Below are 21,789 nucleotides of genomic sequence, written 5' to 3'. Positions count from 1 at the left end.
TTATGCTAGCAAAAAAACAACTCCCGTAAAACAAAATATACAAAGACTAAGTATTTTTATTTTAAAAAAAAGCAACACACTAAAAACAAGTGTCCTTTATAATAAGCGTTTTATTCTATTCTTTCATTCTCCCATTTTTCAGCATCATTGAATAGGCAAAAATTTATATATACATTTGATATAAAACACCTTTGACCCAACTATGAAAAATTTAATATTCATTTTGTTATTCATTTGCACTTTCATGCTATGCAAACTCAGTTTATACGGGCAAGTAAAATCCATTGACGCCATAATCAATCAAAAAGTTAAAGAAACCAATAAAAGAATTGACTCCATGTTGCTAGCTGTAAAAGCTGCATCACACGACAGTATAAAATTGCGCTTGTATAACTCAATTTGTGAAATATGTCACAGCGACGACGTTATAAAATACGCAACGCCCATGTTAGAAATGACTAATCGACTTTTATCCACAATTAAGGACACAGTCCAGAGAAAAGAATTATTACACTATAAGGCTTCAGCACTAGTCTCTTTCTGTGAAGGCAGAATTGGCAATGACAAGTCTTTAGAATATAGTCAACAAGCTCTTACTACATATGAAGAACTTAAAGATTGGGAAAACATTATAAGAACAAGAGTTGCTATTGCTAATATGTACAAAGATCAAGGAAACATTATTATGCAATTAGAATGTTTACAAGAAGGGTTGCAGATTGCAAAAAAAGCAGACTATAAAAAAGGAATGTCTCAGTTCTTGGTTCAAATTATGTTTCTCTATGCCGCACAAGGTGATACTGCGCAAGCCTTAAATTATCTTGAAAAAGCTTCTGTTTTAGAAAAAGAAATTAACGACTCTACCCGCTGGGCACGAGGCTATTTTCTAATTGGAAAATTTTACGCAGGGATTTTTCATTTTGATAAAGCAATCGAATATTATAACAAGTCCATCGAACGTTACGAAAAAGAGCAAAACAAAAATGCTTTACCTCAAATATATATGAAAAAAGCTGACGTTTATGTTGAAAAACACGATTACATTTTGGCTTTACAGAACGCCGAAAAAGCGAATCGTTTGGCAGAAGAAGCCGATGATTTTCGTACCATATTTTGGAGTCTTGTAACAAAAGGAGAAATATATGCGATGCAAAATGATTATGTAAACGCACTCAAAATTCATCTCAGTACATTAAAAATAGTAGAGCGCTTAGGAGCTGAAGACCCAATTGCCATAATCTGTGGAATGCTTGCCAACGATTACTTTGGACAAAAAAATTATGCTCAGGCAAAATTATATTCAGATCGCTCTCTGCAGATTATGATTAAGAACAATGCCGGAGCACAAAATTTAATGAAATCAGAAAAACTTGCTTATCGTATTGACTCTACAACTAAGGATTTTAAAGGTGCTTTTTTACATTATCAAAATTTTAAAAAACTAGATGCAAAACTCAACAATGAAGATGTTCATAAAGCAGCGGCGCGTGAAAAATTTCAGAGCGATTTGGAGATGCAAAAAATGATGGGTCAAATGACGCAAGAGAAACAAGAAATGAAGTATAATGAGGATAAGAAAAAACAGCGCATTATACTTTATTCTGTGAGCCTAGGATTATTATTGCTTCTACTATTGGTTGTGTTTATTTTTAGAGGCTTGAGACAAAAACAAAAAGCTAATAAAGAATTACTACAAAAAAATGAAGTCATTGTCCAGCAAAAGCATCTCGTCGAAGAAAAACAAAAAGAAATAACCGATAGCATCACCTACGCCAAACGTTTACAGGAAGCCATTCTACCACCAAAAGAATTTGTGAATAAACATGTGCCAGATAATTTTATTCTTTATAGACCAAAGGATATTGTCGCCGGTGATTTTTATTGGGCTGAATGTGTCGGAAGCAAATTCTTTATTGCAGCCGCAGACAGCACTGGGCACGGTGTTCCTGGCGCCATGGTTTCTGTAGTTTGCAGTAACGCTTTAAACCGAAGCGTAAAGGAATTTGGATTAAGAGAAACTGGAAAAATTCTTGATAAAACACGAGAACTTGTCATAGAAACCTTTGAAAAAAGCACCAGCGAAGTAAAAGACGGCATGGATATTTCGCTGCTTTGCATTGATAGACAAAATCAAAAAGTGTATTGGAGTGGCGCAAATAATCCGCTTTGGTATATTCAAAACAATGAACTCAAAGAAATTAAAGCCGATAAACAACCTATTGGTAAAACTGATCATGCAAAACCATTTACCACGCACGAACTAGAATACAAAGAAAACACCATCTTCTATTTATTTACAGATGGTCTTGCAGATCAATTCGGCGGGCCAAATGGCAAAAAATTTAAGTACAAACAATTTTCAGATTTGTTATTACAACACTCTAATTTAGACCCAGAACAACAAACTTTACTCATTGACAAAGTGTTCTCTGAATGGAAAGGAGAGTTAGAGCAAGTAGATGATGTGTGTGTGATTGGTATAAAAATTTAGGTATATTTATTATATATTCTCCACCCTTAATGAAAAACTTTTTTTTAATAATTTGCCTATTATGTTTTAGCCAAAATATATTTGGTCAGAATAGAACAATGGATTCACTTAATTTTTTACTCAATAGAACATCGTCAGATTCTTCCCGGTTAAACCTATACTTAAAGCTATGTGAATCATGTAATATTGAAGAAAATTTGAAATATGCCACGCCTGCATTGGATATTGTAAATCGACTACTGTCACAAGCAAATGTACCATCAGAACAGCAAAAATATTTAAGAAAAAAACTTGAAGTTTACCTCTACTTTAAAGTTTATTACAATTCGAAATCGAACTTAACAAAACTGCAAGAGTACAATCAAATATGCCTTCAAATAAATTACAAATTAAAAGACAAGGAAGGAGTAAAAGGTGTTATTGATGATATTGTTGAATGCTATATTACGCAGAAAAATATTACAAAAGCAATGGAAATTCTGATGCAAAGATTGAAAAAACAAGAAATTGTTGGTGACAAAAAAGAGGAGGCTAATACATTGAAAAAAATTGCCACAGTATATGCAAGGATTAGGAATACAAAAAAATCGCTAAGCTATAATTTAAAAGCTTTAAAAATTTTAGAGGAAATTAATGATAAAGAATCTACTCCATGGATACTTTTCAATATTGGAATAAATTACGCAGACCTCAAAGATTATAATCAAGCTTTAACATACTGTTTAAAAGGTTATAATCAATTACAAAATATTCTTGAGGGGCGCCAAAAGGTTAAATTATTATACCACATATCCTATTGTTATAGTAAAGTTGGAAAATACCCAGAGGCTAGAGAATATAAATTTCTAGCGTTAGAGATAGGTAAAAACCTGCAAGATACAATTATAATGGGCCAGGTAATTAGTGGAATCGGGGATATATATCTAGATGAAAATAATTTAGACAAAGCTTTAGAATATCATCTCGAAGGATTAAAATTAATGGTTCATATACGAGCGAAAAACGCTTTAGTCGGTACACTTTTAGCAATTGGAGAAATTTATCTTAAACAAAATAGAATTGATCTTTCTTTAAAATACAATCTTATGGCAGAAGATATAGCAAGTAAAAGATTAGACATTTACAATGAAAGAGCAATAAGCAAAAGGTTATATGAAGCTTACGCTGTAAAAGGAGATAAATATAAAACAACAGAATATCATCTAAAATATTATATACTAAATGATTCAATTTTGAAACATGAAAATAGTCAGGAACTATTATTTAGAGAAATGAATTATGAAAATGACAGAAATGAATCGAGGTTGTTAGAACAACAAAGAAAAAAAGATGAATTGTCAAAAGCAGAAAAGGAAAAACAAAAGACAATAATTTACATTATCGGTTTTGGTTTATTTTTCGTGATTATACTTTCTCTTTTCATTTTCAGAAGTTATAAGCAGAAACAGAAAGCAAATAAGGAGTTATCTATTAAAAATGCAACCATCGCAAGTCAAAAGCATCTCGTCGAAGAAAAACAAAAAGAAATAACCGATAGCATCACCTACGCCAAACGTTTACAGGAAGCCATTCTACCACCAAAAGAATTTGTGAATAAACATGTGCCAGATAATTTTATTCTTTATAGACCAAAGGATATTGTCGCCGGTGATTTTTATTGGGCTGAATGTGTTGGAAGCAAATTCTTTATTGCAGCCGCAGATAGCACTGGTCATGGTGTTCCTGGCGCGATGGTTTCTGTGGTTTGTTCAAATGCGTTAAACCGCTCAGTGAAAGAATTTAAAGAAACTGAAACGGGCAAAATCCTAGACCGCACCAGAGATTTAGTTTTAGAAACCTTTGAAAAAAGCACCAGCGAAGTAAAAGACGGCATGGATATTTCGCTGCTTTGCATTGATAGACAAAATCAAAAAGTGTATTGGAGTGGCGCAAACAATCCGCTTTGGTATATTCAAAACAATGAACTCAAAGAAATTAAAGCCGATAAACAACCTATTGGTAAAACTGATCATGCAAAACCATTTACCACGCACGAACTAGAATACAAAGAAAACACCACCTTCTATTTATTTACAGATGGTCTTGCAGATCAATTCGGCGGGCCAAATGGCAAAAAATTTAAGTACAAACAATTTTCAGATTTGTTATTACAACACTCTAATTTAGACCCAGAACAACAAACTTTACTCATTGACAAAGTGTTCTCTGAATGGAAAGGAGAGTTAGAGCAAGTAGATGATGTGTGTGTGATTGGTATAAAAATCTAAAAAACTATTCGCAAATATCAATTTGGAGTATACAGGATTACATTTATCTTTACTTAGTCAATAATAAACGTTTGTAAATATTTGTAAGCGGTTGTTTATGCGCCAAGCCAGTAGTTATGCCGTATTGTACAGACCGACAATCGGACAATATTCTTCCAAAAATAAACTTGCAGACAATAAAACAAATGCTTACCTTTGACGTTAGTAACGTAAAAAGACAGTATGATCGTATCGTTTGGCGACAAGACAACCCAAAAAATCTGGGACGGTGAATGGGTTAAAGGTTTCTCGACAGACATACAAGAAACTGCCCGAAGAAAATTAAGAATGCTGAATAACTCTTTCGACATTAAAGATCTTATGATTCCGCCTTCTAACAGATTCGAAAAACTTAAAGGCAATCGCAAAGACTTTTATTCTATTCGAGTAAATGACCAATGGCGCTTAATTTTTCAATGGACAAAAGGAAATTCTTTTAACGTTGAATTAATAGATTATCACTAAAAACAAAGACAATGAAAAAATTGAAAAATATTCACCCAGGAGAAATTTTATCAGAAGAATTTTTAATTCCGCTTGAAATAACTGCATATAGACTTTCAAAAGAAATCTCAATCCCGCAGACGCGCATTTCTGAAATTATTAAAGGTAAGAGACGAATCACAGCGGACACAGCGTTAAGGCTTTCCAAATTTTTCGGCAACTCCGCTAAATTTTGGCTCGGACTCCAAGACGATTTTGACATTGAAGACGAAAAGACCCATAAGCAAAAAGACTTAAATTCAATAAAGCAGTACGTTCACAACGCTGCATAACAACAGTCTTGCGACCATTTTTTGCGGGTTAACGCTCAAATGTGTAACTTGACATAACAAAAAACGGCGCAAGGCTGCAAAACGTTATAACTATACTTCAGGATATCTTAAATGAAAAAACATATTATCGCATTTGGATTATTATGTGGGTTTTATTCTTGTTCGGAGGATCTGTGTAAAGAGCATAAATCGGAAAAATACTATGGCAGTTATTCCAAAAAATATTCTAATATATCCATTGAAAATGGACCAAGACAAGGTTTTCAATATTATGACACTGCGGGGACAGCGTTTAATTATAGATATATTACAACAACTATCACTAACGATAGTGTAGTTCCTATTCGTTTAAAAATTTCTTTCTCAAAAGAATATAATTCTCTACGCTCAACTAATAGTCTGAAAGCTAAGATCTTGCTTTTGCCGCGAGAATTAACGCCAGACAGACAACATTTTGATAATAGTATGTCCGTAGAGTTAAAAACATTTTTAGACAAAGATGTAGATAAGCCGGTTTCTTTAGACAAAATCATAAATCCAAACGAAAGACTTGTTATGACCTTTGGTGTACTCACTAACGTAATAGACGGAGAGTTTATGCGCATGGAATTGATCACAAGTAACTCTAAATTTCATTTAAACAGGCATGACAGTATTACAAGCGTTTCAAATAAATCAGAGAATTCATCAACCATGTACCTTGCTCTAGAGCTTGTTAATAGTTACATCATACCATGTGGAGAAATTTCATTTCCAGAATAATAATGAAAAATTAAAATTTACATAATGCTAAAGCAGGATGCAATTGTGCCGCAGTCAACCAATAACAAATCACTCCACAACCAAATGAAACCAACTTTTTTTGCAACACAAGAACTCTTCAGGAAATGGTTAGAAAAAAACTATAAAAAAGAAACAGAATTATTAGTCGGCTTTTACAAAATAGGCACTAATAAAGCTTCCATGACTTGGCCTCAATCAGTTGATCAGGCTTTGTGTTTTGGTTGGATTGATGGTGTGAGAAGATCGATTGATGAAGACAGTTACAGCATTCGTTTTACACCCAGAAGAAGCACGAGTATTTGGAGCGCAGTCAATATTAAAAAAATTGAAGAGCTCATAAAGGCCGGACTAATGAGGCCGGAAGGACAAAAAGCATTTAGTTTACGCACTGAAACTAAATCTAAAATTTATTCGCACGAAAAAGAACCCGCAGTACTTGACAAAAAATTTAAAAAAGAATTTAAAAAAAATAAAACAGCTTGGAATTATTTTACTGCGCAAGCTCCTTCTTATAAAAAAGTAATGATTCATTGGATTATGACAGCGAAGCAAGAAAAAACAAGATTGTCACGGCTTGAAAAAACAATCAATATAAGTGAGCAAGAAAAACGAATGCAATAAAATCAGTCTTAAACTTCATCTGTTAAATATGCAATTTAACAGATGAAAATTGTTGATTGTCAATATATTTTCTAATTTCATTCTAGATAACATACACAACATGAAACTCACCCCAAAAAAGAAATCTTTTCTGGCGATAAACATAAAAAAAATTGCGACTACTTTATTTTTATTTTCCTATTTTTCTTATTCAGCTCAGGTAACCACGCAAACGTACAGTTATACAGGCTCAGTACAAACCTTCACTGTTCCTTCCTGCGTATTTAATTTAACTCTTAATGTATCTGGTGCAAAAGGAGGTGCTAGTGCAGGAAGCATACCAGGTGGGCTGGGAGGTTCGGCTTCTGGTGTTTTATCAGTAATTCCCGGAGATGTTATTCACATTTATGTTGGTAGTAGTACAGGTTATAATGGAGGCGGTTTAGCAGGATTTTCAACATGCACAGCTGCTCTTGCCGGTTGTGGTGGTGGGGCTACTGACATTCGTTTAAACGGAATAAGTTTGACTGATCGTGTAATTGTTGGTGGCGGTGGCGGTGGCGCGAGCGGAAATAGAATACAATTTTGTGGGCGTGGAAATGGCGGCGGCGGCGGCGGCGGCTATTACGGTGGTGGTGGTGGTTCAGCCTGGCCTGGTGGAACCGGATGGACAATGTCTACTGGTGGCACCCAAATTAGCGGGGGGCTTGCGGGAACATCAGTTTACACTATTTCTAGTCCCGGTAGTAACGGTGCTCCAGGAACACAAGGCAGTGGTGGTAATGGAGGTTGCGAAATCGCATCCAATCAGGCGGGAACTGCTGCAGGAGTACCTGGTGGTGCTGGTGGCGGCTTATTTGGGGCTCCAGGTCAATACGTTGGGGTTGGTGGCGGTGGCAATGAAGCAACGGGAAACTGGACCGGAATGAGTGGTGCCGGTGGCTCGAGTTATACTGGAACTTTAACAAACGGAACAACAGTTGTAGGAGCTAGTTCCGGAGATGGCATTGCTACAATTGCTTATTCAACTGGCCCTGGAACTATATCCACCGCTGCATCCATGTGCGTTGGCGGTTCTATAAATTTAATTGCAAGCGGACAAGTCTCCTACACTTGGAGCACTGGCTCCTTTGCCAGCAGCATTACCATTGCACCAAGTCTTTCTGCTAGCTACACTGTTATTGGGACTAATTTATTAGGTTGCAACAGCACTACCGTATTTAATGTTTCTGTAGATGGAAGCGGTCCGACAATTGGGATTTCAGCGAGCGCAAATTCTGTCTGTCCCGGAAACACAGTTGCCTTAACTGCCCTTGGCGCAGCAAGCTATACCTGGTCGGGCGGTATCCAAAACGGTACTCCTTTTCCACTTTTTTCTTCGGCAATTTACACTGTTAGTGGTTCTAACAGTTGTGGAACAGCTACAGCAGCTACTTCATTATTTATAAGTCCCGCTCCTGTAATTAATATTACAGCAAGTACACCATCAGTCTGCTCTGGCAACTCTGTTATGTTAACAGCAAGTGGAGCTAGTTCATACACTTGGACTGGAAATATAGCAAATGGGTCTGCTTTTATTCCATCAGTAACTAATGCTTACACTGTTACGGGTACTAGTACCTTAAACTGTTCTGGCATTGCTATAACAACCATCACCGTTTATAATTCTCCTAGCATACCACCAACCTTAAATCAAAACACTATATGCCTTGGTTCATCAGCTATACTCACAGCCTTTGGTGCTACGAATTACTCCTGGTCACCCGGAAATTTAAACACAGCCAGTATTTCTGTCAGTCCGTCTATTACAACCATATACACAGTTACACAATCTAATGCTAGTTGCGCGGAAATAAAAACCATAAGCCTTGTGGTAAATCCTGCCCTTGTGGTTGCAGCAATTGCTTCGAACACGAGTATTTGCGCAAATCACGTTGCAACTTTAGCTGCAGCGGGAGCATTAACTTATACATGGCTTCCAGGCAATCTTAACGGTTCGAATATAACTGTAAGCCCTGCTTCATCAATTATCTATACAATAAATGCATCTGATGGTATTTGCTCAACCAGCACACTACTCGCGCTCAATGTAAACCCAAATCCAACACTTGTAATCTCCGCAAGTCCTCTCACAATATGTCCTGGAGACATTTCAACACTCACTATATCTGGTGCTAGTAGTTATACCTGGGTACCAGGAAATTTAAGCGGCACGAATCCAACCGTTAGTCCCAATGTTACTTCCTTGTATTCTGTAACTGGTGAAAATAACTTCGGTTGTACGTCGGGTACATCTGAGGTAATTATAGTGAGTCAAACACCAACGATTACAGCGGGTGCAACCAAACCACTTGTCTGTTCTGGGGCACCTTCAACACTAACAGTAACAGGTGCGAATACTTATAGTTGGAGTGTAGGCTCTCAAAATTCTACAATAACAGTTAACCCACTTGTATCAACAGTATACACTGTAACGGGATATTCTACTTTATATAATTGTCCTGTTAGCAAAACGGTAGCCGTCTCTATATTTACGCCAAGTTTTAGTGTAAGCGGAAATACAGCAGTATGTCAGGGAGGAAGTGTGATCCTATCCGCAAGTGGCGCAAATTCCTATACTTGGGCCGGAGCTTCTCCATCGCAAAATTTCACCGCTACTCCTACCGTAGCGACTATGTATGTCGTTAGTGCTACTTCAAGCTCTCTTAGTGTTAACTGTGTAAGTTCAGCAAGCGTATTCGTAAGCATTGCTCCAGATCCAACGGTTTCCGCTAGCGCAAGTAAATCAATAGTATGTAAAGGTGAACCGGCAATCCTTTCCGGAAATGGTGCATCCACTTATCTATGGACCGGTTTAACAGGTGGTTCAACTATTCAAGTAACACCAATAGGAATTCAAACAGTTTATTCGGTAACTGGCACTGATGTCAACGGTTGCACAGGTACAGCCACCGTTCTAGTGAAAGTTTCTAATTGTGCTGGTTTACAAAAATTTGAGAGGCAGTTAAATGGAATCTTAATATACCCTAATCCTAGTGCAGGGATATTTACAATTCACTCAGACACAGAAATTAATTTGAGAATTTTTGATGGTTTAGGTCGCGTTATAAAAGAAATTTATCTTAGTGCTTCAAATAATTTTGAATTAAGAATTTCAGACTTGTCAGAAGCTGTTTATTACATTGCTGGAGAAAAAGATAATTACCAATTCAGATCGAAACTAGTAGTGAATCATTAAACTGATAAATCTTCTTTTCTTGTTACACTCCTATTAATAATATTTGATTAATTTACTTAATAGTTCTATTAAAGATTAAATCTTTTTATTTTCTTATCTTTAATAGTACCAATCCAAATTCACATGAAAAAATTTACTTATTTAGTTATACTTTCTGTACTTCTGCCTAAGCTTGTTTTTTCGCAAGCGGTGAAGATTGAAACACTTAGCTCAGGTTTACTTCTTCCGGTAGGTATTCACAATACTGGTCTACCAAATGATACCCGTTTATTTGTTCTCGAAAAAAGGGGGAGGATTAAAATAGTTGATCGCTTAACTGGCGCCATTACCCCTACTCCATTTCTTGATATTTATAGTAGAGTGTATCCTGCAACTACTGCTGGAGATGAACGTGGATTGTTAGGTTTGGCATTTCATCCAGATTACGTTAACAACGGATACTTCTACGTAGATTATGTGAATACAAATGGAAAAACAGTTATCGCGCGTTATCAAGTTAGTCCCTTTGCTGACACGGCTTTTAAATACAGTGAACAAATCATTATGACCATTTTTCAACCTTATACAAATCACAATGGTGGTAATTTGATGTTTGGTCCCGAAGACGGTTATTTATACATTAGCATGGGAGATGGTGGTAATGGAGGTGATCCTGGTAATCGCGCTCAGAATATTGATTCCCTCCTTGGAAAAACTTTACGTATAGATGTAAATAATCCTGCAGCACCCTATTATTTTTCAGCTCCAGGAAACCCCTTTTATGGCAGTACACCAGGACGCGATGAAATATTTGATTGGGGTTTAAGAAATCATTGGCGTTGTAGTTTTGACAGAATGAAACATGATATGTGGGTTGCTGATGTCGGTCAGAGTGTTGTTGAAGAAATTAATTTTAGGCCAAAATGCGATACTATTGGACACAATTATGGTTGGCGCTGTTACGAAGGAAATTCTTCCTACAATACTGCGGGTTGTCAATCACAATCAAGTTATATTTCACCCATTTATGATTATGCTCATTCACTTGGCTGTTCAGTGACCGGAGGCTATGTGTATCGTGGGGGACAAGAAGGTGCATTGTTTGGAAAATATCTATTTACCGATTATTGCCAAGGAAGAATTTGGGCAACAGAACCGAATGGTACTGGTGGTTGGACAACCAGTCAACTTCCTCAAACAACACCGCAAATAAATAACAATTACAGTTCATGGGGAGAAGATGTTTACGGGGAACTTTATTTATCAGGAGTTGCTTCGGGAAAAATTTACAAAATAAGTGACACAGCATGTGCACCAACAGCTTACATAAATGCTCCCGACACACTTTATACCTGCGCTGGAAATCAAGTTACTTTAGAAGCGATAAATGGAACAGGCCTTACTTACGGTTGGGTGGTTATTGGCTCAGGTAACTGGACGTATACGACCACGCAGAATGGGCGTGTCATAACTGCCCTTCATAATAATTCTCCGGCTACTTTATACGTCACTGTTTCCAACGGAACTTGTTCAGCAGTTTCAAATACAGTTGTCGTAATTCCACAGGCCTCTTTCAGCGGACTTGATTCTGTATATTGTAATTTTTCTCTTCCAAGTAATTTAATTGGCCTCCCTTCTGGAGGAACATTTGGTGGAAATGGAATTAGTGGTAATACATTCAATCCCGCTAATGCTAGTGCTGGCACACATACCATTACTTATTCTTTTTCAGATTCACCGAATAGTTGTAATTATAATTCTTCGGGATGCACATTTAATGTTTCGAAAACTGTTATGGTTAGCCCGTGTTCAGGAATTTCTGGACCAAACACTTTGTCGCAAGTTAAAATATTTCCCAATCCCAGTTCAGGTATATTCACCTTCTCAAAATTAGAAAAAGGAGTAAGTCTTGAAATTTATGATGTTATAGGAAATCTTATCTATCATAGAGTTTCCACTGACACCGTTCTTGAACTTGACTTAAACGAAAAAACAAAAGGTGTTTATTTTTATAAACTCTCCAGTAATAAGACTGACTCTCGTTTTGGGAAATTGGTTTTGAATTAGTTCAGATTAAATTTAATTTACAAATATTATATTTAGGCAAGATTCTATTTGCTAATAAAACGTTTTACAAAATTTTGTTTCATCACCGCCATGACTAGTGACAAATTCACAGTTCTCTATTCCTTTAGAATTAAAGAAGGTAAAGAAGAAGCCTTTATAGACTCATGGTCAGAAATGACTCAGTTAATTTATGAATACGAAGGCAGCTACGGTGCGAGACTTCATAAAGCTTATGACAATTTTTACATTGCCTATGCGCAATGGCCAAATAGAAAATCCTGGGAAAGTTCAGGAACAAAACTCCCTCCAAGTGCAAAAGCTGTGCGACAGCAATTGTTTGAATCGTGTATTGAGATTAAAACCGATTATGAATTGAAAATAGTGAAAGATTTATTGTACGAGGATTTTTATTAACATCTAATATTACTGAATCTTTTTAATCAATTTCTCTAAAATATCTATCGCACTCTTACTAATAACAGTGCCTGGTCCAAATATAAAAGAGACGCCAGATTTAAATAAAAAATCGTAATCCTGCTGCGGAATAACACCACCAGCAACTACCATAATATCTTCACGCCCGAATTTTCTAAGTTCAGCAATTACTTTTGGCACTAAGGTTTTATGTCCCGCTGCTAAACTAGAGATACCAAGAATGTGTACGTCATTTTCCACAGCTTGTTTCGCTGCTTCATTAGGAGTTTGGAACAAAGGACCAATGTCCACATCAAAACCCATGTCTGCAAAACTCGTGGCAATAACTTTGGCACCACGATCGTGACCATCTTGTCCCATCTTCGCTACCATAATACGCGGGCGTCTTCCATCCATTTTCGCAAACTGATCTGCCAGTTCTTTGGCTTTGATAAAATTCTTATCCATTTTAATTTCTTTACTATAAACACCAGCTATAGAACGAATTTGCGCTTTGTATCGCCCATAAACTGCTTCAAGCGCAGACGAAATTTCACCAAGCGTACATCTGCATTCTGCTGCAGTAACTGCTAATTCTAATAAATTTCCATTTCCATTACGAGCAGCTTCCGTTAAAGCGGCTAAAGCCGCTTTAGCTTTTTTAGAATCGCGTTCTGCTTTTAATTTTTTTAGTCGTTCTATTTGTTGCGTTCTTACTTTGGTATTATCAACATCCAAAATATCCATCTGGGTAGTATCTTCAACCTTGTATTGATTTACACCAACAATAATATCTTTTCCACCATCAATACGTGCTTGTTTGCGGGCTGCGGCTTCTTCAATACGCATTTTAGGGATGCCAGTTTCAATAGCTTTAGCCATACCTCCCAATTTTTCAACTTCTTCAATCAAAGCCCAAGCTTTGTGAGCAATCTCATGGGTCAGTTTTTCAACGTGATAGCTTCCACCCCAAGGATCAACCACCTTAGTGATGTTTGTCTCGTTTTGCAAAACCAATTGTGTGTTACGAGCAATACGTGCACTAAAATCGGTAGGTAATGCAATGGCTTCGTCTAAAGCATTTGTATGCAAACTTTGTGTATGTCCCATCGCTGCTGCCATAGCCTCAACGCAAGTACGGGTAATATTATTGAACGGATCTTGTTCTGTTAAACTCCAGCCACTTGTTTGACAATGTGTTCTTAAGGCAAGTGATTTTTCATTTTTAGCATTAAACTGCTTTACAATTTTCGCCCACAACATCCGCGCTGCACGCATCTTCGCGATCTCCATAAAATGATTCATACCAATAGCCCAGAAAAAAGAGAGGCGTGGTGCAAAAGTATCAATGTCTAAACCCGAATTAATTCCAGTACGAATGTATTCCAAACCATCCGCTAAAGTGTATGCTAATTCAATGTCTGCAGTTGCACCTGCTTCTTGCATGTGATAACCACTAATAGAAATAGAATTAAACTTAGGCATATTTTTAGAAGTGTATTCAAATATGTCTGCTATGATTCTCATGCTTGGTGCAGGCGGATAGATATAAGTATTCCGCACCATAAATTCTTTTAAAATATCGTTTTGAATGGTTCCGGTTAATTTATCAGGACTCACACCTTGTTCTTTTCCAGCCACAATATAAAATGCTAAAATCGGTAACACGGCGCCATTCATGGTCATAGAGACACTCATTTCATCCAAAGGAATTTGATCGAATAAAATTTTCATGTCTAAAATGCTATCAATCGCCACACCTGCTTTTCCAACGTCTCCCTCTACTCTTTCATTGTCACTGTCGTAACCGCGGTGCGTAGCCAAATCAAATGCAACCGACAAACCTTTCTGTCCTGCAGCTAAATTACGACGGTAAAACGCGTTGCTATCTTCAGCAGTACTAAATCCTGCATATTGGCGGATCGTCCACGGATTCTTAACATACATGCTACTGTATGGTCCACGTAAATAAGGAGGCAGACCCGCAGCGAAATTTACATGTTCCAAATCCTTTAAATCGGAAGCCTGATAATTAGGCGCGATCTCTATTTGTTCGGCTGTGACATAGTTTTCAGAAGTAGGCACTTTATTTACGCCTTTCGCTATGTATTGAAGGTTATCTAAAGGTCTACGCATTTTTTAAATTAAAATAATGTTCCAATTCAAAATTTAAAACCGGATTATGAATATCTAAGTTCTTAAGTTCGTTTATGGCTTTGGCAGTGATTTCAATTTTTTCTTTTTCATTTTTAAATTTATTCACACCAATTGAAATTTGTTTTTTAGCATTCACAAGCTCTCCACGTTCTTTCGCTTGGGTAGCTATTTCAGTTGAGAAAATGTTTTTCTCTAAACACTTAAAATAGCCGCCTTCTTTTTCAAAACGTTTAAAGGTTTCAAGGGCTTTGCTAGCAAGTAAATCGGTAATGGTTTCAATGTAAAAAGAACCACAAGCTACGTCAGCCATTTTATCAAAATAACTTTCTTCTTTTAAAATGAGTTGTTGATTTACGGCCATTCTTTCTGCTAATACTTTATTCGTTTCGAACAAAACATCAAAATCGGTCACAATTAATTCGTTGCAACCACCAGAAACTGCTGCCATAGATTCCACAGTTGTGCGCAATAAATTATTATAACTATCAGAAATAGATTTGTTGGTTAAACTTGTTTCAACGATCACATGAAAATCATTCTCAACTGCGTATTCCTTTTTTAGAATAGTCCACAACCGTCTAATAGCCCTTAATTTAGCCATTTGAATAAAATAATCAGAGCTGACACCTGTTTTGATAACAATATCTGACGTTGGCAATTCAGATTTTTTATCTGAAAAAAACTCGAGATACTCTGTGATTTGAGACAGAACCAATGCTACTTCGTAATAGGCCAAACAACTTTGGTCATGGTAAGGAAGCGCATTTGCCGCGAGTATTTTTATTCCATCGTAAGATTTAAAAAGAGAGACTACTTTCAACCAGTTTTCAAAATCTTGTGTATTAGCTAATTTTTCAGGAAATAGAGAACAGTTCAGTCGATTGAGATCATAGTTTGCTTCCAAATATTTTTTTAATACTAAACTATTTTTTTCGTTTACAAAAAAAGTAGAATGAATATAATTTAATTGAATGTCTTTTAAAGCAATTTCTAAATCCGGTTCTTTACAGTTAATTGAAATAGAAGTTGCACCGCTGTTTAAATGTTGTAAGAGTTGTTTATTCAATTCTTTAGAATCATTTAATTGAGGAGAAACACAAATTTCCCATTGTGCGTGCGTGAATGCCGGTTCGTAAACCTGTTTTAAATCTTCAGCCGCGTAAAAAGGTTGTATATCGAAACCGTTTTCATTATGCCAGATAAGGCTTTCGTAAGGTTCTCCTTTAAGATCTTTTACAAGTCGGTTCTTCCACTCTTCGGCTGTACTTGGTTTAAAATCTGTGAATAATTTTTGCATGTATTACATCATTAACGACCCGCAAGTTAATTATAAAAAAGGTATTAATTACCTTTGCAATTCTGTATTTTTTGTTCGAAAATAGAACGATTCAAGAAAATAAATCTAAATACGAACGCCTATAACACAGATATCATCCACCTGTTCAAGGCTTCCTCTCCATTCTGATAAAGTATCAGAAAGAATTTTCTCCTGATCTATTGGAGGTAAGCCAGCCATCGAAATCAAAAGTTCTTTCAATTTTCTATACATGAATTTTTTTCCTTTTGGTCCGCCAAATTGATCTGGAAATCCATCTGTCAAAGTATAGACCATATCATTTTTTTGTAAATCGACCGTACTTTGATTAAAAGAAACTAAATCCCTATCGTGTTTACCAACCGGCATATTATCTGCTAAAAGTTCAATTATATTATTTTCTCTTATTATCCACACCGGATTATTAGCAGAAGAATACGTAAGCTTTGCATTTTCAAAATCAAAACTAACCAAGCTGCAGTCCATTCCATCTTTACCACCCTCAGCACTTCCATCGTTTTTTAATCGTTCAATGATATTTACCCTTGTATGGTTTAATATTTTTGCTGGTTCAGTAAGACAATCAGCTTGCATAGCCTTTTCAAGACAGGAAATATTGAGAATACTCATAATAGCACCAGGAACTCCATGTCCTGTACTATCTGCAGTTACAAGCGCGAAATTTCCATTACTTAATTTTCCAGCCCAGTAAAAGTCGCCACTTACAATATCTTTTGGTTGAAAGAAAATAAAATAGTCTTTTAGGTTATCATCTAACAGTTGAGTTGTTGCTAAAAAACTTCTTTGAATTCGTTCGGCATAATTTATACTATCTGTTATTTCTTTGTGCTTCTCTTCAACCAGTTGTTTTTGTTTTTCAATTGTATCATTCTTAACAACAAGAATGCTATTTGTTTTTTGTTTTTGTCTATAACCTCTGAAAATTAAAGCGGCTACAACGAGAATAAGAATAAATCCGCAAATAAATGCATTTCTTACAATTACCTGTTTATGCCTCTCAACCGAAGCCAGCGCGTCTTTCTTCTCCTGCTCTGCAAGTCTATTCGCTTCATTTTTTTCAAACTCATATTGAAGTCCTCTCTTTACAGTTTCTTTATGATTTTCTAATTTGTTCATACTATCCCTTGTGGTAATATAAAGTTCATACGCTTCCCAACCCTTTTGATAATTACCCATTTTTTTATACGTTTTTTGAAGAATGTTGGCTGACCTTTGAATTTCATCTGTAAAGCCCAAGTTTTGTGACAACTGTAATGCTCTTAAAGCATTTTTATTTGCTTCTACTAGCTTATTCTGTTTAATATTTATTCCTGCAACAGACAATAGTGAACTAACTATTCCTGTTTTATCACTTATTTGCTCTCTAATAGCTAAGGACTTTTGATAGCATTCGAAGGCTTTACTTAAATTATTTTCGGCTTCATAAATTGTTCCAATATTATTAAGTGCAGCAGAATATCCAACTTTACTTTTTATTTGTTCAGATATCTTAAGGCATTTGTTAAGATAAAATAAAGCTTTTTTAAAATCATTCTGTCCCTTATAGATTGCTCCCAAGCCATTGCTTGAACGAGCCATACCTCGGTAATCGTTAATCGATTCACTAATAGCTAAACCTTTTAAATAATACTCTTTTTGTTTTTCGATTTCACCTTGTTGACCATGTATATAACCAATAGAATTTAAAGTATTAGAAATATCTTCTTTAGAATCAAGTTCCTCTTGTATTTTTAGTGCTTTAAATAAATAATCGAGGGCAACAGGTAAATTGCCTTGATTAAAATAAACATGTCCTATATTACTATAAGAAACGTGCAGGCTTTTTTTATCCGCTTCTTCCTCTCTAATGCGGAGACCTTCAAAATAATACTCTTTTTGTTTTTCAATGTCACCAAGTTCACCATACAAATAACCTACATTACTTAATATCTCAGCGATTTCTAATTTACTTCCAACCTTCTTAATAAGTTCTAAACTTTGTAAGTACAACCTTTTTTGCTCCTCAATATTCCCAACCTCACCATAATAGTAACCAATGTTGGCAAGAGACATCGAAAGAATTCTTGAATAAGTTCTTATTTCCTGTTTCGATAGTCCAGTCTGAGCCAATTTTTTTTCAGCAATGTTTTTCGACTTATTGCATAAAAATTTCATCGTATCAAGATTAGAAACGTATAAAATTTCACTTAGACCTAAATATGCAAAAGCTAAAGAGCTGTCGCTTGCCGCCCTTTTCACAATGAGATTCAAAGAATCAATTGCTCGTGCATTCTCTTGAGCCTTAATTATTGAGCAGCAAGGGATTACCAATACAAGTAAAAAAAGGATTTTCTTTAATGCTATATTTCTCATTCTTATATACAAGCGGATCGTTAATATTGAGTAAAAACTAGAATGCACGAAGATCCAATTATAAATGTAGAAAAATAATTCTAATTTAAGTCAGACTAAAATAATCTGATCACTATACTAATGAAAGAAAAACAGCACGGGAATTCGGTTTTAAATTCGAACTAAAAAAGATGACTTATTTCTTTTTTGATGTAAGTAAGTGCAATATCGTTTGGTAGCTTTTTATCGAGGTTAGATGCAATATTAATAATCATCATTGCCAAATCGTTACTGCTGTTTTCTTGTGGTACTTTAGTTGAGGAGATATTAATCAATTTAATAATTTCTTCTTTGGTCGTTTTAACCAGTTCCCAAGCACCAGCACTCATATACATTTGTTGAGATAAGTTGTGTTCGTATTCGCCTTTAATAGTCTTTATTAACTCTAAATGAAACTGCTGTGCGTTCATTCCGTTTTTATTGACACGAACCACTAAAGAACTTGGGTTGACTCGCTCCAAAAAAATAATAATTCGTTCGTAAGCTTGCAGTCGCAGCGGAATGATGGATGCTTGATTTAATTTCTTGACTTCACCATCTCTTCTTTTTTGATCGTTCTCTAAAAAACTCTTTACGATTAAATAGGCTGCTGCAAAAACTGCAACAGCAGGCAGGGTTACTTTTAAAATCTCAAACAAATACTCCATAAATATAAATTGACAGGCTCTAATATCGGTATTATTAGGGGATTTTTAAATCATTTAGTGAAAATTTTCCTTGGTCTCTTGTTACAAATAATAATTATTTCCGTGATTTTTAAGTTAATTAGTATATTTTAGCGATACGACTAAAATGAAGAAAAATTCTCCTTTTTTTTTAAAAAGCAAAACACAGATCTTCATAGGCCTTATTCTCCCGGCAATATTTCTCTATTTCAAAAGTCTTAGCTTCGGTTTCACATCCATGGATGAACAATGGATGATTATAAAAGACGTTACATTTTTACAAGACTGGTTCAGTGTAAAATCTGCTTTTACGGAACCTAGCACCAATTTGTACTATCGCCCTTTGTTTATGATCTCATTAATTCTTGATTATCATCTTGCAAAATTAAATCCAATGATGTATCATCTCACTAATTTATGCTGGCATCTATTATCTGTGATACTGCTCTTTAAATTTTTGATTGGTTTCAACGTTGAAAAGAAACAAGCCTACATTTTCTCTTTACTTTTTTCAGTTAATCCTTTGTTACTTCATGCCATTGCATGGGTTCCTGGCCGAAACGATTTAATACTTTGTGTATTTACTCTTGCTTCACTTATTCATATTAAAAAATTTATTGATAACAATAAAAGAAAAGACCTCATGTTTCATTTTCTCTTTTTCATCTGCGCCTTATTCACAAAAGAAAGTGCTATTATATTGCCCTTGGTATACATAATCCTCTACTTTGGTTTTAAGAAAGACTCATTAAAAAGAAATATCACTTTCACATTTATTTGGATTGCAGTATCTGCCATTTGGCTTTTAATACGTAATTCGATAACAAGTGAGAGTATAACAAGCCAAAATAATTTTCTTACAGATTTTTTGAATTTCATTCAAGGTTACTTAATTTTTATTGGGAAAATTATCTTTCCTATTCAGCAATCTGTTTTACCATCCATCGTTAATACTTCTCTTGTGCCAGGAATAGCAACCTTTCTAATTTTTATGATTCTTTGCTTTTATCCAGGACTAAAAAATAAAAAAACAGCATTTCTAGGATTATTTATTTTCCTGATGCTTTTGGCAATTCCTGTATGGTTCGGTGCAACCAAGCCAGGAAGTGAGCATTACGAACAAAGAATTTACGGATCTATGATTGGTATTATTCTTTTTTTAAGTCAGGTTAAATTTAATACGGACTCAAAATTATATCCAATCTGTATTAGTCTTTTTTGTTTGATCTTCTGTCTAAAAACACATAGTCGGATGAATATTTATAAAAACGAATTATCTTACATTGAGGCGGGAATAAATGAACGTCCAGACTACTATCTTTTTCATTTACAAAAAGCAGATATTTTAAATAAAAAACGAGAATATCAAGCCTCTCTGGCATACTATAATGCAGCTATTGACATAAGGCCGAATTATCCTCAAGCACTTAGCAATAGAGGTTCTTCTTATTTTAGTTTAGGAAAGTTTAAAGAAGCCACGGATGATTACACGAAAGCGATAGAGAATTCGGATTTTAATAAATTATATTATTTAAATAGATGTCAAGCCTATTTTAAAAACAATGAAATTGAAAATGCCATGCACGACTTTGGTGTTTTGAAAAAACACTCACCGGAATTGATTAAACCTGATTTTGAGAAGAAATTAACGGACAAATGGTTTCAACTTTTAGAAGGGCTCCAAAAACAAATTCAAAAAGAACCACGTAATGCTGAACTATATTTTAAATACTCCAGTTTGTATTTCGGCGTCGAGCTAATTCCACAAGGAATCGCCTTTTTGAAAAAAGCAATTGAACTCGATCCTGAAAATAAAAGTTACCAAGATCTTTTAGGAATTTATTCTGCTCGTTAAACGATCTGAGCCAGCAAAGTTTCTAGTTCTTCTTTTGTTAAATCTCTCCATTCACCTGGTTTTAATTTACCAAGTATAATATTCATCACACGCACCCGCAGTAATTTAAGAACCTGATAATCGTAAGCATTACACATCCGTCTGATCTGACGGTTCATTCCCTGCGTTAGAATAATTCTGAATATACGTTTGGCGTTTGGCTCCAGACTCACTACACAGGGTTTTGTTATTTCGCCTTGCAGTTTTATGCCGTCAGAAATCTCTTTTAAAAATTGATTGCGCACTGGTAAATTCACAGTAACAATATATTCTTTTTCGTGTCCGTGTGCGGCATTGGCAATTTTATCAATCAGTTCTCCCTGATTGGTTAATAAAATTAAGCCTTCAGACTCTTTGTCTAAACGTCCAACAGGATAAATCTTTTCGGTATGATTAACGGCATCAATTATATTTCCAGATATTTTTTCTGTGGTACACACAACGCCCTTTGGTTTGTGGTATGCAATAAATGTTGGAACAAAAGTCCGCGGCTTCAATACTTCGCCATTAATTTCAACAACATCACCCTCATTAAATTTGGTGCTAAAGTTCGCTATCTTCCCATTTACAATAACTTTTTTTTCATCAATCAAATCACAGGCTTTGCGACGTGACGTGTAACCATAATATGCAATGTATTTATCAATTTTCATGAGTGCTAAGTTATTATTAAGTTTGCTGATATCTGCCAT

15 protein-coding genes are annotated in these 21,789 nt (G+C 35.4%); 10 read left to right on the top strand and 5 right to left on the bottom strand.

Features of this window, described 5'->3' with window-relative positions; translation table 11 throughout:
• Positions 1–244 precede the first annotated feature (244 nt).
• From P2086_RS10915 to P2086_RS10875, 9 genes are all read left to right on the top strand, one after another.
• Positions 245–2,491 carry a SpoIIE family protein phosphatase gene (locus tag P2086_RS10915; RefSeq protein WP_317896779.1) on the top strand — a complete coding sequence of 749 codons (2,247 nt, stop codon included), beginning with the start codon at positions 245–247 and terminating at the stop codon, positions 2,489–2,491.
• 29 nt (positions 2,492–2,520) lie between these two features.
• Positions 2,521–4,758, top strand: coding sequence for a SpoIIE family protein phosphatase (locus P2086_RS10910; protein ID WP_317896778.1), 2,238 nt, complete (start codon positions 2,521–2,523; stop codon positions 4,756–4,758).
• Between the two features lie 222 nt (positions 4,759–4,980).
• Positions 4,981–5,262: a type II toxin-antitoxin system RelE/ParE family toxin gene (locus tag P2086_RS10905; protein ID WP_317896777.1), complete on the top strand. Its 282-nt coding sequence runs from the start codon at positions 4,981–4,983 to the stop codon at positions 5,260–5,262.
• Positions 5,263–5,273: 11 nt separating this feature from the next.
• Positions 5,274–5,573 carry a HigA family addiction module antitoxin gene (locus P2086_RS10900; protein ID WP_317896776.1) on the top strand — a complete coding sequence of 100 codons (300 nt, stop codon included), beginning with the start codon at positions 5,274–5,276 and terminating at the stop codon, positions 5,571–5,573.
• Positions 5,574–5,684: 111 nt separating this feature from the next.
• Positions 5,685–6,335, top strand: coding sequence for a hypothetical protein (locus tag P2086_RS10895; protein WP_317896775.1), 651 nt, complete (start codon positions 5,685–5,687; stop codon positions 6,333–6,335).
• 24 nt (positions 6,336–6,359) lie between these two features.
• On the top strand, positions 6,360–6,977 hold the full coding sequence (locus tag P2086_RS10890; RefSeq protein WP_317896774.1) for a YdeI/OmpD-associated family protein: 618 nt from the start codon (positions 6,360–6,362) through the stop codon (positions 6,975–6,977).
• Positions 6,978–7,077: 100 nt separating this feature from the next.
• The gene (locus tag P2086_RS10885) at positions 7,078–10,194 is read left to right on the top strand and encodes a T9SS type A sorting domain-containing protein (protein WP_317896773.1); all 3,117 of its coding nucleotides are present in this window, start codon (positions 7,078–7,080) and stop codon (positions 10,192–10,194) included.
• Between the two features lie 123 nt (positions 10,195–10,317).
• Positions 10,318–12,240, top strand: a complete 1,923-nt coding sequence (locus P2086_RS10880; RefSeq protein ID WP_317896772.1) for a PQQ-dependent sugar dehydrogenase — start codon at positions 10,318–10,320, stop codon at positions 12,238–12,240.
• Positions 12,241–12,330: 90 nt separating this feature from the next.
• On the top strand, positions 12,331–12,654 hold the full coding sequence (locus tag P2086_RS10875; RefSeq protein ID WP_317896771.1) for an antibiotic biosynthesis monooxygenase family protein: 324 nt from the start codon (positions 12,331–12,333) through the stop codon (positions 12,652–12,654).
• Between the two features lie 9 nt (positions 12,655–12,663).
• Here P2086_RS10875 and scpA read toward each other — a convergent pair whose 3' ends face one another.
• The 4 genes from scpA to P2086_RS10855 form a co-directional block, all read right to left on the bottom strand.
• A complete protein-coding gene (gene scpA / locus P2086_RS10870; RefSeq protein ID WP_317896770.1) occupies positions 12,664–14,790 on the bottom strand; it encodes a methylmalonyl-CoA mutase in 2,127 nt (708 codons plus the stop codon).
• A complete protein-coding gene (locus P2086_RS10865; protein ID WP_317896769.1) occupies positions 14,783–16,108 on the bottom strand; it encodes a methylmalonyl-CoA mutase family protein in 1,326 nt (441 codons plus the stop codon). Before P2086_RS10865 ends, scpA begins: the two co-directional genes overlap by 8 nt.
• 105 nt (positions 16,109–16,213) lie before the next feature.
• Complete coding sequence (locus P2086_RS10860) at positions 16,214–18,499, bottom strand: tetratricopeptide repeat protein (protein WP_317896768.1); 2,286 nt, start codon at positions 18,497–18,499, stop codon at positions 16,214–16,216.
• A gap of 161 nt (positions 18,500–18,660) precedes the next feature.
• Positions 18,661–19,185 (bottom strand): DUF7935 family protein, encoded by a 525-nt coding sequence (locus P2086_RS10855; RefSeq protein WP_317896767.1) that lies wholly within the window; start codon positions 19,183–19,185, stop codon positions 18,661–18,663.
• A 145-nt stretch (positions 19,186–19,330) separates the two neighbouring features.
• Here P2086_RS10855 and P2086_RS10850 point away from each other — a divergent pair, with 145 nt between their 5' ends.
• The gene (locus P2086_RS10850) at positions 19,331–21,058 is read left to right on the top strand and encodes a tetratricopeptide repeat protein (protein ID WP_317896766.1); all 1,728 of its coding nucleotides are present in this window, start codon (positions 19,331–19,333) and stop codon (positions 21,056–21,058) included.
• On the opposite strand, the gene P2086_RS10845 is transcribed toward P2086_RS10850, so the two are convergent.
• Positions 21,055–21,789, bottom strand: coding sequence for a pseudouridine synthase (locus P2086_RS10845; RefSeq protein WP_317896765.1), 735 nt, complete (start codon positions 21,787–21,789; stop codon positions 21,055–21,057). The two genes, P2086_RS10850 and P2086_RS10845, sit on opposite strands and share 4 nt — an antisense overlap.

The sequence above is a fragment of the Aurantibacillus circumpalustris genome (genome assembly GCF_029625215.1).
In the GTDB taxonomy this organism is placed as follows: Bacteria; Bacteroidota; Bacteroidia; order B-17B0; family Aurantibacillaceae; genus Aurantibacillus; species Aurantibacillus circumpalustris.
Note: the sequence above shows the minus strand (reverse complement) of the source record. Positions and strands in the feature narration are given on the sequence as shown.

Coding starts and splice junctions, on each gene's coding strand:
- P2086_RS10915 (WP_317896779.1), top strand. CDS start 245: ATGCTATGCAAACTCAGTTTATACGGGCAAGTAAAATCCATTGACGCC.
- P2086_RS10910 (WP_317896778.1), top strand. CDS start 2,521: ATGAAAAACTTTTTTTTAATAATTTGCCTATTATGTTTTAGCCAAAAT.
- P2086_RS10905 (WP_317896777.1), top strand. CDS start 4,981: ATGATCGTATCGTTTGGCGACAAGACAACCCAAAAAATCTGGGACGGT.
- P2086_RS10900 (WP_317896776.1), top strand. CDS start 5,274: ATGAAAAAATTGAAAAATATTCACCCAGGAGAAATTTTATCAGAAGAA.
- P2086_RS10895 (WP_317896775.1), top strand. CDS start 5,685: ATGAAAAAACATATTATCGCATTTGGATTATTATGTGGGTTTTATTCT.
- P2086_RS10890 (WP_317896774.1), top strand. CDS start 6,360: ATGCTAAAGCAGGATGCAATTGTGCCGCAGTCAACCAATAACAAATCA.
- P2086_RS10885 (WP_317896773.1), top strand. CDS start 7,078: ATGAAACTCACCCCAAAAAAGAAATCTTTTCTGGCGATAAACATAAAA.
- P2086_RS10880 (WP_317896772.1), top strand. CDS start 10,318: ATGAAAAAATTTACTTATTTAGTTATACTTTCTGTACTTCTGCCTAAG.
- P2086_RS10875 (WP_317896771.1), top strand. CDS start 12,331: ATGACTAGTGACAAATTCACAGTTCTCTATTCCTTTAGAATTAAAGAA.
- scpA (WP_317896770.1), bottom strand. CDS start 14,790: ATGCGTAGACCTTTAGATAACCTTCAATACATAGCGAAAGGCGTAAAT.
- P2086_RS10865 (WP_317896769.1), bottom strand. CDS start 16,108: ATGCAAAAATTATTCACAGATTTTAAACCAAGTACAGCCGAAGAGTGG.
- P2086_RS10860 (WP_317896768.1), bottom strand. CDS start 18,499: ATGAGAAATATAGCATTAAAGAAAATCCTTTTTTTACTTGTATTGGTA.
- P2086_RS10855 (WP_317896767.1), bottom strand. CDS start 19,185: ATGGAGTATTTGTTTGAGATTTTAAAAGTAACCCTGCCTGCTGTTGCA.
- P2086_RS10850 (WP_317896766.1), top strand. CDS start 19,331: ATGAAGAAAAATTCTCCTTTTTTTTTAAAAAGCAAAACACAGATCTTC.
- P2086_RS10845 (WP_317896765.1), bottom strand. CDS start 21,789: ATGGCAGATATCAGCAAACTTAATAATAACTTAGCACTCATGAAAATT.